Source organism: Ruegeria sp. HKCCD7251 (assembly GCF_013031165.1).
In the GTDB taxonomy this organism is placed as follows: domain Bacteria; phylum Pseudomonadota; class Alphaproteobacteria; order Rhodobacterales; family Rhodobacteraceae; genus Ruegeria.
Genome location: NZ_WPZC01000006.1, coordinates 69,075 through 80,801, shown reverse-complemented (window position 1 = coordinate 80,801; position 11,727 = coordinate 69,075). Strand labels below are relative to the sequence as shown.

Sequence of the window (11,727 nt, the reverse complement as noted above, 5' to 3'; positions counted from 1 at the left end):
AATGGCGGATATCACTCTGTTGGACGGCTCGATTGGGCAGGAGTTGGTCAAACGTGGCGGCGAAAAGCCTACACCTTTGTGGTCGACGCGGGTGATGATGGATCAGCCCGAATTAGTGGGGCAGGTCCATGCAGATTACTTTCGACGCGGCGCGACCGTGGCGACTACGAACACCTACGCTATCCACCGCTCGCGTCTGGTACGCGAAGGGATCGAGGATCAACTGCCGGCCCTGATCGACACGGCGTTGACGCAGGCGGAAGGCGCGCGACCTGCGTCGCGTGGGCGGATCGCCGGGGCGCTGGGGCCTCTGCTGGCCTCGTACCGGCCCGACCTGAAACCCGATGTTGAAGAGGCGGCGCTGAAATATGCCGAGCTGGTCGGTCTGATGAACGATCGGGTGGACCTGTTCCTGCTCGAAACCGTGTCCTCGCTGCAAGAGGCCGAAGGCGCGCTGCGCGGCACGGAAAGCGCGACTAAACCCGTCTGGCTGGCGCTGTCGGTGATGGACACTGACGGCACCCGCCTGCGCTCGGGCGAGCATCTGGCGCAGGTCGCGCCGCTGGTGGATCGCTGTAAGCCGCAAGCGGTGCTGATCAATTGCACCCGCCCGGAATCAGTGATGCCCGCGCTGACGATCCTTGAAACGATGGGCCGCCCGTATGGGGCCTATGCCAATGGCTTCACCGGCATCACGCAAGAATTTCTGGAGGACGCCCCCACCGTTGATGCGCTGGAAGAACGTCATGACCTGACCCCCGAAGCCTATGCCGATTTCGCAATGTCTTGGGTCGAGCACGGGGCCACCATTGTCGGCGGCTGCTGCGAGGTCGGCCCTGATCATATCGAGGCATTGGCCCACGCGCTGCACGCCGCCCGACACAGGATCGTGTAGGGCGATGGCGACACAGCAGCATTTCGATATCCTCGTCGCCCCCGGCTATGTGCTGCTGGAACTGGCGTCGCTGGTCGAGGTGCTGCGTCTGGCCAACCGCGTCTGCCCACATCCGCCTTTTACCTATGCGTATAAATCCCTGAAGGGCGGCCCGATCCATTCCAGCAGCGACGCGATGATCCAGACCGAGGCCGTCAGTGCCCAACCCAAGGCGGATTACTTGTTTGTCATTGGCAATACCGATCCCGATCACCCTGACCTGTCGTTGGGTCGCGTGGTGTCCGACTATACCTATCGCGGCGCGCAGGTGTTTCTGCTGGCCGAAGCCGCCAGTCGTTACATCGACGAACACGGAACTGAGGATATGGCGACCCATTGGGAGAACGCTTCGTTCCTGCGCGAACGCGGCGCCCGGTTCGAGGCCAAGCTGTCCATCGCCACCCAGCAAGGCGCTGTAGTGACGTGTGCGGGGATGGAGGCGACGACCGATGTGGCTTTGTCGGTGATCGGCCGTCACATCTCGGGGCCCGCCAAGATGACCGTGGCTGATATCATGTTGCACGAGAACATCCGCGATTTTTCCTCGATGCAGCCGTTTTCCGGCGCGCGCCTGACCGCCACCGGGGATGCCAAGCTGGACCTGTGCATCAAGCTGATGCAGGCTAATATCGAAGACCCCTTGCCGATCCATCAAATCGTCGAAGAACTGCACCTGTCCAACCGTTCGCTTGAGCGCAAGTTCAAGACTTTCTTCGGCACCACCCCAAACGGATTCTACCGCGAGATGCGGTTGGCCAAGGCCAATAACCTTCTGCTCAACACTACAATGAGCGTGCGCGAGATCGGCCTGGCCTGCGGGTTCCCGAACGGATTTTCGTCTGTCTACAAAAGCTTTTTCGGCGTCACGCCGTTTGTTCTGCGCCGCGAAAAGCGCGTAGCACATCGGTGAAAATTACCGATATTGTGACGCTTTTGGCACATTTATTGTCGATCTTCCATGCCAATTTGACCCAAACCTGACAGTGCGGAGGTTTCAGGATGGTTGATCTTCCCAACAAGGCCCGTGTGGTCATCATCGGCGGCGGCGTCATCGGATGCTCGGTCGCATATCACCTGACAAAAAAGGGCTGGAACGATGTTGTCCTGCTGGAGCGCAAGCAACTGACCAGCGGCACAACATGGCACGCGGCAGGCCTGATCGGGCAGTTGCGCGCAACGTCGAACATGACCAAATTGGCGCGCTATTCGGCCGAGTTGTATCTGGGGCTCGAAGAAGAAACCGGCGTGGCAACGGGGATGCGTCAAGTCGGGTCGGTCTCGGTCGCGCTGACCGACGAACGTCTGGAAGAGCTTTACAGGAACGCCGCAATGGCCCGCGCCTTTGGCGTCCCGGTCGAAGAGCTGTCTCCGACCGAGGTGAAAGAGCGCTACGGGCATATCAATCTTGATGGTGTGACCGGGGGGGTCTGGTTGCCGACCGATGGCCAGGCCGATCCCGCCAATATTGCGCTGGCACTGGCCAAGGGTGCGCGCCAACGTGGGGCGATTGTTCAGGAACGGGTAAGAGTTTCCGGCATTTCTCGGCAGGGGAGGCGGGTCAATTCTGTGGAATGGGTCAGCGATGATGGCATGACGCAAGGCCATATCGAATGCGATATGGTCGTGAACTGCGCGGGTATGTGGGGGCATCAGGTCGGCCGCATGGCAGGCGTAAACGTGCCGCTGCACGCCTGCGAGCACTTCTACATCGTCACCGAAGGCATCGACGGTCTGACCCAACTGCCGGTACTGCGCGTGCCGGATGAATGCGCCTATTACAAGGAAGACGCGGGTAAAATCCTGCTGGGGGCCTTTGAACCTAACGCAAAGCCCTGGGCGATGAATGGAATCCCCGATAGTTTCGAATTTGACCAACTGCCCGAGGATTTCGACCACTTTGAACCGATCCTAGAGGCGGCGGTAAACCGGATGCCGATGCTGGCCGAGGCGGGAATTCATACGTTCTTCAACGGGCCGGAATCTTTCACGCCCGATGATGCCTATCATCTGGGTCTCGCGCCCGAGATGGACAATGTTTGGGTCGCTGCCGGGTTCAACTCGATCGGTATCCAATCCGCCGGTGGTGCGGGTATGGCACTGGCCGAGTGGATGGACAGCGGAGAAAAACCCTTTGACCTGGGCGATGTAGATATTGGTCGGATGCAGCCGTTTCAGGGCAACAAACAGTATCTGTTTGAACGCTCCAAGGAAACGCTGGGCCTGCTCTATGCCGACCACTATCCCTATCGCCAGAAGGCGACCGCACGCGGGGTACGGCGTACGCCCTTCCACCATCACCTGCTGGAACAGGGTGCTGTCATGGGTGAACTCGCCGGGTGGGAACGGGCCAACTGGTTCGCCAACGCAGGTCAGGAACGCGAATACCACTACAGCTGGAAACGTCAGAACTGGTTCGAAAACGCGGCTGCCGAACACCGCGCGGTGCGCGAGAATGTGGGCATGTATGACATGTCCTCCTTCGGCAAAATCCGCGTTGAAGGGCCGGAGGCCGAGGCGTTCATGAACTATGTCGGCGGCGGCGATTACGCGGTACCCAATGGCAAGATCGTCTACACTCAATTCCTGAATCGCACAGGTGGGATCGAGGCGGACGTGACCGTCACCCGCCTGTCCGAGACCACCTATCTGGTCGTCACACCTGCCGCCACACGCTTGGCCGATCAGACATGGATGCAGCGCCACGCGGGTGCGTTCAACGTGGTCATCACGGATGTCACCGCAGGCGAAGGTGTTCTGGCCGTCATGGGTCCCAATGCGCGCAAGCTGTTGCAAAAGGTCTCGCCTGCTGATTTCTCGAACGCGGCAAATCCGTTTGGCACCGCGCAACAGATCGAGATCGGCATGGGCCTCGCCCGCGCGCATCGCGTCACCTATGTGGGTGAACTGGGGTGGGAGATTTATGTTTCCTCAGACATGGCAGGCCATGTTTTCGACATCCTGTTTGAGGCCGGGCAGGATATGGACCTGAAACTCTGTGGGATGCACATGATGGACTCGTGCCGGATCGAAAAAGGCTTCCGCCATTTCGGCCACGACATCACCTGTGAAGATCACGTGGTCGATGCCGGGCTGGGCTTTGCTGTGAAAACCGACAAGGGCTGCGACTTCATCGGGCGCGAGGCAGTGATCGCACGAAAGGAAACCGGACCACAAAGCCGATTGGTTCAGTTCAAACTCACTGACCCCGAACCGCTGCTGTTCCACAACGAACCCATCCTGCGGGACGGTGAATATGTGGGTTATCTGAGTTCGGGCAACTATGGACACACGCTGGGTGGTGCCATCGGTCTGGGCTATGTGCCCTGCGCGGGTGAAAAGGCTGCCGATGTTTTGGCCTCAAGCTATGAGATCGACGTCTGCGGGGTGAAAGTCACAGCAGAAGCATCGCTGAAACCGATGTATGATCCAAAATCGGAACGCGTAAAAGTCTGACGCGCGGCAATAGGGGGCTCTGCCCCCGCCGCGGCAAGCCGCGACTCCCCCGGGATATTTTTGGCCAGATGAAGCAGGAGATCCACTCTTCATCTGGCCAAAAATATCCCGGAGCGCGAGGCAGAGCCTCGCAAGGTGAGCCGTCGCAATTGGCGAGACATATCAGATTCCATGATGGTGTCCGTCACAGATTTTGCGGATTTCTTTTTTCTGAGTTTGTCTTACAGAGCTTCAAGATCAATCGGAGACTCACCATGGCAGACACCCCAGTCCCGTCGAACAATGGCGACACGCCTAAAGGGTTGGCGCTGGCGGTCACGGCCTATGTTTTGTGGGGGTTTCTTCCACTTTACATGAAGGCGTTGGTGCATATCGGCCCGGTTGAGATCGTGGCGCATCGGGTCATTTGGTCGGTACCTGTGGCAGGTGCGTTGTTGATCGCGCTTGGGCGAACCGCTGATCTGAAAGCGGCGTTGCAAAACCCCAAAATGTTGGGCATGGCCTGTTTGACTGCGGCGCTGATATCTGTGAACTGGGCGATTTACATCTGGGCCATTGCCAGCGGAAATGCGCTTGATGCCGCGCTTGGGTATTATATCAACCCGCTGTTCAGCATAACTTTGGGCGCGGTTCTACTGCGGGAGCCACTTAACAAAACGCAATTGATTGCCGTTGGTCTTGCTGCGGCCGGCGTACTGGTCTTAGTTCTTCAGGCTGGCAGTTTGCCTTGGGCGGCACTGGGCCTGATGGTCAGTTGGGGGTTCTACGCATTCTTCAAGCGATCTTTGCCTATCGGCCCAAATCAGGGGTTCCTGCTTGAGGTTCTGATCCTATTGATTCCGGCATTGGTTTACGTAACGTGGCTTGGTGCCAAAGGGACTGGGCATTTTGGGGCAACGGGTTCGGATACCCTGTTGTTGGCCGCTGCGGGGGTGGTGACGGCCGTTCCTCTGCTGGTTTATGCAAACGGGGCAAAGCTGGTGCGCCTGTCGACGATGGGCATATTGCAGTACATCGCACCGACCATGATCTTCATCACCGCGATCACTGTTTTCGGCGAGCAGATCGACAGGGGGCGCATGATTGCGTTTCCGCTGATTTGGGCTGCGTTGGTTGTGTACTCGATTCCAATGATCCGGCAGATGCGCGCTCAGGCCTGACGCAGGAGTGTCGCGGCTTCGGATGCCCAGATGGCATAAGTTTTTGGGCTGGGATGATAGCCGTCTGGCGCGGCCAATGCGGGATCGTCAGGCAAGTTGAGCGTTAGATGGCGCGCCTGAGAAAACCCGGCGGTGACCTCTTGCAAAGCCTGATCCAACCGGGCGGCCTGCTGGCCCAGAACCCAGGCTAATGGCTGCGGTAGCGCTGGAAACCGGGCCATTTGTGGAACGGCTGTCGCGACAATGCGACGAACGCCAAACTGCTGGACAAGAAGGTTCATCAACAGCGTTTGTTGGTCGGCGAACTTCTTGCGTGTGATGCCACGCGTGACATCATTCACTCCCAGCGCTGTGACTGCCATGTCAAATTGACCGTCCAAAACCTGCAGGCGGTTAAGTGTATCCTGCGTGGTGTGGCCGGTCATGGCTTCAAGCTGCCATTCGACGGTGTAGTGCCGGGACAGTTCCCGAACCAGATGCCCTGAAAGCGCCTGTGCCTGCGTGCCGGCGCCTACACCGGCGGCCGAGCTGTCCCCGGCGATCAAAAGGCGCAGTCGGGGCCCCCGACCATTTCGGCCGCTGCGGGGGCCTATGGGTTCGGGCAAAAGTTGCGCGCTCCGTCGGACAGACAGGCCCTGTGCGGCCAGAACTGGCAGCAGCGGCACCCGCAACAACTGGTCTGGGGCTACTGGCATCATCAGCTCAGTGCGTTTTTGTATTCCAGAAAACGCGGATCGGTCATGACGCGGGCCATCATCGCCTCGCGCAGGGCGCCAATCGTTTTGTAGGGGCGCATGACGACTTCGAACTCCTGTATCAGACCATCGTCATCCAACGTGATCAGATCGACGCCGACCGCATCCAAATCGCCGACCTTGCACTGAAATTCCAACGCCCAATCCTTGCCGTCGCCCATGACCCGGCGATAGTGAAAATCCGTGAACACCTGCCCCACGTGGCCCAGTACCGCCGCGACCGGGGCGCGCCCTGTCCATGTGCTGAAATAGGTTGGGGGTGAAAACCGCACATCCTCGGCCAGCAGTTCTAGAATCTGGGATTCGTCACCTTTGGCAACAACCTCTTGCATGCGCTCGATTGTGGGGTGCATGAATTTTCCTCCGCTTTTAGGGGCAGAGTTGCGGAACTATGCGGCGCAAGCAAGGACGACGTTGCGGGAGGCAGCGGGCTGCGGTAGGCAGGCGCGCATGAGCGAACCCTACGATCCACCCCAAACACCTCTGGACGTGTTGCACGAAGATGCGCAACTGATCGTGGTGAATAAACCATCGGGCCTGTTGTCGGTTCCGGGGCGCGGAGAGCATCTTGCCGATTGCCTGCAGACACGGGTGCAGGCAGCCTTTCCGCAAGCCTTGTTGGTGCATCGGCTCGATCGGGATACGTCGGGGGTGATGGTGTTCGCGCAGACCCCGCACGCCCAACGGCATCTGAGCATGCAGTTCGAGAAGCGCCAGACGCGCAAAACCTATGTCGCGCGTGTGTTTGGTCGGGTTGAACCCAAAACCGGCACCATTGATCTGCCGCTGATTGTGGATTGGCCCAATCGCCCGCGTCAGAAGGTGTGTCATGAGACTGGTAAACCTGCTGTCACGGATTGGCGGGTCGTTAAACACGAAGGCGACACGACCCGTGTGCGCCTGTTTCCGAAAACCGGGCGGTCCCATCAGTTGCGGGTCCACATGCAGGCTTTGGGTCACCCGATTTTGGGCGACCCGTTTTATGCGGACGGCGCGGCGCGCGACTATCCGCGCCTTATGCTGCATTCCGAAGAACTGCGCCTGAAAAACCCCGAGGGCGGCGTTTCTATGAAATTCCGCGCCGCACCCGAATTCTGACGTCAGACTGCGTTGGTCCAGAGCAGCTTGAGATTGCCCAGAGAAAACCGCCTTGCGCGGCGTCTGGCGGTGCAGCGTTGACGGTTAGCTGCGATTTCGCGTTCAATTTCAAAGGCGCGCAGGTTGTGCTTATCGGACCATTGACCCAGTTTGAGGGTCATCAGAACATGATTGTCTCGGCTTGGCATGGAGGGCATCCTTTTTTGTGTTGGTCCAGCCTTGCCGATCACTACTGACACCGCCTTGTCAGGGGGCTGTGTTAGAGTGTCAGCAGTTCAGCCGGAGATTTTCATGCGCCGTTCGACCCGTTTGTTTGAGATCATCCAAATTCTGCGCGCCTCAAACGCGCCCGTCACCGCCGAGATGCTTGCCGAAAAGCTCGAGGTTTCCGTTCGGACGGTGTATCGCGATATTGCCGCGTTGCAGGCGCAGCGCACCCCAATCGAAGGTGAGGCGGGCATCGGGTATCTGATGCGCCGTGGTTATGATCTGCCGCCACTGAACTTTGACGCGGAAGAGGTCGAAGCATTGTGGGTTGGTCTGTCCATGCTGGCGCGCACCGGCGACAGCACGCTGCAACAGGCCGCCGATCGGGTGTGTCGCAAAATCGACGCTCTGCGTGCGCCTGCGGATTGGCTGCAAGTGGCCCCGTGGGGCGCGCCCGCAGACGACCCCGAAAAGGGATGCGTTCAGGTTGTGAACTACCGTGAGGCGATCCGGTCCGAGCGCAAGATCCGTATTACCTATGTCAATTCTGCTGGTGTCCGGACGGAACGGACCGTGCGCCCAGTTGCGCTAATCTATCATATCGAGTGCACGATGCTTGCTGCATGGTGCGAGTTAAGAAACGGGTTTCGACATTTTCGGACCGACCGCATCTGGTCCTGTGATCTGATCGATGATCACTTTTGCGGTCAGGGCGCGCCGCTTCGCGCGATATGGCAAGAGCAAAATCGCTGGGACGCTGCCACACAACAATGACTGGCGGGTAACTGCCGATATCACCGGATTGTTGCTTGAGCCTGCTCGGCGTCGGCGCGATATACTGCGCTGAACAAGATGGTCCCGGCAAACGGGTACCAGAGCAGAAGGTGATTTCATGACCATTTCCAAGTTTGTTGTTTCCGCCGGGCTGTGCTCGGCAGTGTTTTTGGGCGCGTGCACGGACCCCGGTACGCTGAATTTGCCAGCCGACCCAAACCAGAACACAAAACAGGGTGCGATTCTGGGTGGATTGGTTGGTGCGGGTGTCGGAGCGATCGCGAATGGCTCTGATCCGCTTCTTGGTGCGTTGGCTGGTGGTGCGATTGGTGCGGCGGGTGGCGGCCTGATCGGTAACCAACTGGACAAACAGGCCGCAGAACTGCGTCAGCAATTGGCCAATCAGGGGATTACCGTAACCAATGCCGGAGACCGGCTGATTGTCACCGTGCCGAACGACATCACCTTTGACACCGACAGTTCGACCGTGCGCCCGGCGCTGCGGTCCGATCTGGTGCGGGTGGGGCAAAACCTGGTCAATTACCCCAACTCAACCGTGCAGGTCATTGGCCATACGGACAGTGACGGCGAGGCGTCGTACAATCAGGCCCTGTCAGAACGTCGGGCGCGTTCTGTCGCCGATATTTTGCAGGCCAATGGCGTCAACAGTGCAAGGATCAGCACGATTGGACTGGGTGAGAACCGTCCGGCAGCCTCGAACCTGACGCCAGAAGGCAAGGCCCTTAACCGACGGGTCGATATCGAGATCATTCCAAACGGGCGTACCTGAACCTGACGGGGCGCGATCAGGTGCTCTGGCTTTTTTGCACATTGACTGCGCGTCATGGGGGCTATGGCGCGCAGAGGTGTCGCGCTAATTAGTGAAAGACACTATCACGGAGCCCTACCATGACTGAACCGATCCTGCTTGGCCTGTCCGGATCGCTGCGCCAGAGCGCAACCAACCGTAAGTTGCTGCGCGAAGCCGCGCGGCTGTTTGACCCCGGGACATACGTCGAGGCAGACCTGAACCTGCCGCTTTATGACGGTGATCTGGAGGACGGCGAAGGTATCCCCGAGCCGGTTCAATTGCTGGCGGACCAGATCGCACAGGCGCATGCCGTGATCATCTCGACCCCTGAATACAACAAGGGTCCATCCGGTGTGTTGAAGAACGCGCTGGACTGGGTAAGCCGAACTAAGGGCAAGCCATGGGCCGACAAACCCGTTGCCGTGATGTCCGCCGCCGCGGGTCGCGCAGGCGGAGAGCGGGCCCAAATGGTGCTGCGCGGCTATATGGTGCCGTTCCAGCCACGTATTTTGCAGGGACCGGAAATTCATCTGGCCAGCAGTTCCAGTGAATTCGATGAGCAGGGAAAACTGACCAGCGAAAGATACGAAAGCGCTCTGCAAACTTTAATGCAAAAGCTGCGGGCCGAGGCTGGTTTCCAATAACCACAGGTCGCTTGTCGGTGCCTGTTCCGCTGTCTAATGTTTTGCCATGAAGGTAGAAACACAGACGGATGTTCTGGACCCGGCCCGCGCCGCCGCGCTTCAGATCGCGTTGGGGCAGGGCGGGACCATTAGGGCAGGCACACCCTTGCCTGCCTTTTTCCACCATCTTTATTTCTGGACACCGCAGCCACCCGACGGCCTTGGCCGGGACGGTCATCCAAAGGTTGGCGGTGGCCTGATCCCCGATTTGGGTTTGCCTCGCCGGATGTGGGCAGGTGGACGGCTAGAGTATCATGCGCCCCTTTTTGCGGGCAGGGTAGCCGAACGGCGCTCTGTCCGGGAAAATCTTGTGTCCAAAACAGGACGAACCGGGCCGCTGGCCTTTGTCACGCTGCGCCACGAGATATGGCAGGATGAAACGCATTGCCTGACCGAGTGGCAGGACCTCGTTTACCGCAACGATCCATCTGGCAATGAACCACGCCCTGCGCCGCCGGTCGCACGGACCGACGAGACCGCTCGGCGCGAGGTAACTTTCGACTCGACTTTGCTGCTTCGATACTCGGCGCTGACATTCAACGGTCACCGTATCCACTATGACCTGGACTATGCGCGTCAGGTCGAAGGGTACGATGGTCTGGTCGTGCATGGGCCGTTGCTGGCCCAGTTGTTGATGTTGTTTGCCGAGGATGTGATGGGTCCGCTTGCACGGTTCTCGTTCCGCGCGACTTCGCCGTTGATGCATACCGAAACTGCGACCCTGTGCCGGGACGGTCAGAGCATGTGGGTGCGCGGCCCCGACGGGCGGCAATGCATGATTGCCGATGCCGCCGCGCGGTCACAGTGACGCTTGGGGCCGGAAATCGTCTGGGATCGTATCGCGGTCGTCCAGTATCAGATCGGCCATGACTGCGGCCACCTTCGGGGCCATTCCAAAGCCGATCTTGAACCCGCCATTGGCGAGGAACTGCCCCTTGTGCAAAGGATGCGCGCCCAGCATAGGGGCCCGGCTTTTGCTGCGGGGACGAACCCCGGCCCAGCGTTCGATCACCTCGGCCCCGTGCAGAACAGGGACTGCGCGCGTGGCGCGCTCCAGCACGTCCTCAAGCGCGGCATCTGTGCTGGTTGGATCGTCATACTCCCGCTCGGAGGTTGAGCCGATGGCCAGCGTGCCATCCGCATGCGGGACAATATGGACCGTATCGGCAAAAAGCTGGGGAACCTCACCGGCGTCAAACCGCAACAATGCGGCCTGTCCTTTGACGCCATTGCCGACAACTTTCCCCAATGCGTCGTTTAGCTCCTGAAGTCCAGCCAACCCGGTGGCGTGAACGACTTGCCCCCTGTCCGGTGCCTCAGCCACGACATCAACACCCATGACGGCCAGCGCCGATACCAGCGCGGCACAGGCGCGCCGCGGGTGCATCCGGGCGCTGAGCGTGTCGTGGATTACGTATCCAGTTGGACTGGGCGGGCACCACGATCCCAGTTGTTCGGTTTCAATGACACGCCATTCGGCCTTGCCCTGCCACAGTTCATCTGCCGTGTCCGCGCGGGCGTGAGCCAGTTCCAAGGTTCTGGCGTCAGGTACAGGTTGAAGCCGCCCCAGCCTTGCGTAACCCGCTGAAACCCCGCCGATTTCCTCGACGCCTTTCCAAAATGGTTGGGCCATGATCAGGCTGGCGAACTGAAAGGCTTTCTTCGCGTTCCAGTTCTCGGGGACATGGGGGGCAAGGGCACCAACCAATCCGCCACTTGATCCTGAACCTGCGCCAAAAGGATCAACGACCTGAACTTTTGCACCGCGTCGGGCACAGGTCCAGGCGATGGACAGGCCAAAGATACCCGCGCCGCGTACCGTCAAATCGACCATTGCCAAACCCCTTTTCCT

General features: G+C 59.4%; 13 protein-coding genes. 9 read left to right on the top strand and 4 right to left on the bottom strand.

All coding sequences use genetic code 11. The annotated features are described in order from the left end of the window. Position 1: 1 nt before the first annotated feature. From GOX75_RS15035 to rarD, 4 genes are all read left to right on the top strand, one after another. Positions 2–895 carry a homocysteine S-methyltransferase family protein gene (locus GOX75_RS15035; protein WP_171124416.1) on the top strand — a complete coding sequence of 298 codons (894 nt, stop codon included), beginning with the start codon at positions 2–4 and terminating at the stop codon, positions 893–895. Between the two features lie 4 nt (positions 896–899). After that, a complete protein-coding gene (locus GOX75_RS15030) occupies positions 900–1,844 on the top strand; it encodes a GlxA family transcriptional regulator (RefSeq protein ID WP_171124414.1) in 945 nt (314 codons plus the stop codon). A gap of 89 nt (positions 1,845–1,933) precedes the next feature. Further along, entirely contained in the window at positions 1,934–4,387 is a 2,454-nt protein-coding gene (locus tag GOX75_RS15025) for an FAD-dependent oxidoreductase (RefSeq protein ID WP_171124412.1), read from the top strand. Between the two features lie 254 nt (positions 4,388–4,641). Continuing rightward, positions 4,642–5,547 carry an EamA family transporter RarD gene (gene rarD / locus GOX75_RS15020; protein ID WP_171124411.1) on the top strand — a complete coding sequence of 302 codons (906 nt, stop codon included), beginning with the start codon at positions 4,642–4,644 and terminating at the stop codon, positions 5,545–5,547. Here the strand turns inward: rarD and GOX75_RS15015 are convergent. Next, positions 5,538–6,242, bottom strand: coding sequence for an SGNH/GDSL hydrolase family protein (locus GOX75_RS15015; protein WP_254428819.1), 705 nt, complete (start codon positions 6,240–6,242; stop codon positions 5,538–5,540). The two genes, rarD and GOX75_RS15015, sit on opposite strands and share 10 nt — an antisense overlap. A 2-nt stretch (positions 6,243–6,244) precedes the next feature. Next, positions 6,245–6,655: a nuclear transport factor 2 family protein gene (locus GOX75_RS15010; protein ID WP_171124409.1), complete on the bottom strand. Its 411-nt coding sequence runs from the start codon at positions 6,653–6,655 to the stop codon at positions 6,245–6,247. A gap of 97 nt (positions 6,656–6,752) precedes the next feature. Between GOX75_RS15010 and GOX75_RS15005 the strand changes: the two genes are divergently transcribed. Beyond that, the gene (locus GOX75_RS15005) at positions 6,753–7,400 is read left to right on the top strand and encodes an RluA family pseudouridine synthase (RefSeq protein WP_171124407.1); all 648 of its coding nucleotides are present in this window, start codon (positions 6,753–6,755) and stop codon (positions 7,398–7,400) included. A gap of 2 nt (positions 7,401–7,402) precedes the next feature. On the opposite strand, the gene GOX75_RS15000 is transcribed toward GOX75_RS15005, so the two are convergent. Then, on the bottom strand, positions 7,403–7,588 hold the full coding sequence (locus tag GOX75_RS15000) for a hypothetical protein (protein WP_171124405.1): 186 nt from the start codon (positions 7,586–7,588) through the stop codon (positions 7,403–7,405). A 103-nt stretch (positions 7,589–7,691) separates the two neighbouring features. Here GOX75_RS15000 and GOX75_RS14995 point away from each other — a divergent pair, with 103 nt between their 5' ends. From GOX75_RS14995 to GOX75_RS14980, 4 genes are all read left to right on the top strand, one after another. After that, complete coding sequence (locus tag GOX75_RS14995; RefSeq protein ID WP_171124403.1) at positions 7,692–8,381, top strand: YafY family protein; 690 nt, start codon at positions 7,692–7,694, stop codon at positions 8,379–8,381. A gap of 118 nt (positions 8,382–8,499) precedes the next feature. Beyond that, complete coding sequence (locus GOX75_RS14990) at positions 8,500–9,171, top strand: OmpA family protein (RefSeq protein WP_171124401.1); 672 nt, start codon at positions 8,500–8,502, stop codon at positions 9,169–9,171. A 119-nt stretch (positions 9,172–9,290) separates the two neighbouring features. Further along, entirely contained in the window at positions 9,291–9,836 is a 546-nt protein-coding gene (locus tag GOX75_RS14985) for an NADPH-dependent FMN reductase (protein WP_171124399.1), read from the top strand. Positions 9,837–9,882: 46 nt separating this feature from the next. After that, on the top strand, positions 9,883–10,683 hold the full coding sequence (locus GOX75_RS14980) for a MaoC family dehydratase N-terminal domain-containing protein (protein WP_171124398.1): 801 nt from the start codon (positions 9,883–9,885) through the stop codon (positions 10,681–10,683). On the opposite strand, the gene GOX75_RS14975 is transcribed toward GOX75_RS14980, so the two are convergent. Further along, a complete protein-coding gene (locus tag GOX75_RS14975; RefSeq protein ID WP_171124396.1) occupies positions 10,675–11,709 on the bottom strand; it encodes an FAD-binding oxidoreductase in 1,035 nt (344 codons plus the stop codon). The two genes, GOX75_RS14980 and GOX75_RS14975, sit on opposite strands and share 9 nt — an antisense overlap. Positions 11,710–11,727 lie beyond the last annotated feature (18 nt).

What these genes read in the sequence shown, in the direction of transcription:
- GOX75_RS15035 (WP_171124416.1), top strand. Translation starts at nt 2, where the DNA reads ATGGCGGATATCACTCTGTTGGACGGCTCGATTGGGCAGGAGTTGGTC.
- GOX75_RS15030 (WP_171124414.1), top strand. Translation starts at nt 900, where the DNA reads ATGGCGACACAGCAGCATTTCGATATCCTCGTCGCCCCCGGCTATGTG.
- GOX75_RS15025 (WP_171124412.1), top strand. Translation starts at nt 1,934, where the DNA reads ATGGTTGATCTTCCCAACAAGGCCCGTGTGGTCATCATCGGCGGCGGC.
- rarD (WP_171124411.1), top strand. Translation starts at nt 4,642, where the DNA reads ATGGCAGACACCCCAGTCCCGTCGAACAATGGCGACACGCCTAAAGGG.
- GOX75_RS15015 (WP_254428819.1), bottom strand. Translation starts at nt 6,242, where the DNA reads ATGCCAGTAGCCCCAGACCAGTTGTTGCGGGTGCCGCTGCTGCCAGTT.
- GOX75_RS15010 (WP_171124409.1), bottom strand. Translation starts at nt 6,655, where the DNA reads ATGCACCCCACAATCGAGCGCATGCAAGAGGTTGTTGCCAAAGGTGAC.
- GOX75_RS15005 (WP_171124407.1), top strand. Translation starts at nt 6,753, where the DNA reads ATGAGCGAACCCTACGATCCACCCCAAACACCTCTGGACGTGTTGCAC.
- GOX75_RS15000 (WP_171124405.1), bottom strand. Translation starts at nt 7,588, where the DNA reads ATGCCAAGCCGAGACAATCATGTTCTGATGACCCTCAAACTGGGTCAA.
- GOX75_RS14995 (WP_171124403.1), top strand. Translation starts at nt 7,692, where the DNA reads ATGCGCCGTTCGACCCGTTTGTTTGAGATCATCCAAATTCTGCGCGCC.
- GOX75_RS14990 (WP_171124401.1), top strand. Translation starts at nt 8,500, where the DNA reads ATGACCATTTCCAAGTTTGTTGTTTCCGCCGGGCTGTGCTCGGCAGTG.
- GOX75_RS14985 (WP_171124399.1), top strand. Translation starts at nt 9,291, where the DNA reads ATGACTGAACCGATCCTGCTTGGCCTGTCCGGATCGCTGCGCCAGAGC.
- GOX75_RS14980 (WP_171124398.1), top strand. Translation starts at nt 9,883, where the DNA reads ATGAAGGTAGAAACACAGACGGATGTTCTGGACCCGGCCCGCGCCGCC.
- GOX75_RS14975 (WP_171124396.1), bottom strand. Translation starts at nt 11,709, where the DNA reads ATGGTCGATTTGACGGTACGCGGCGCGGGTATCTTTGGCCTGTCCATC.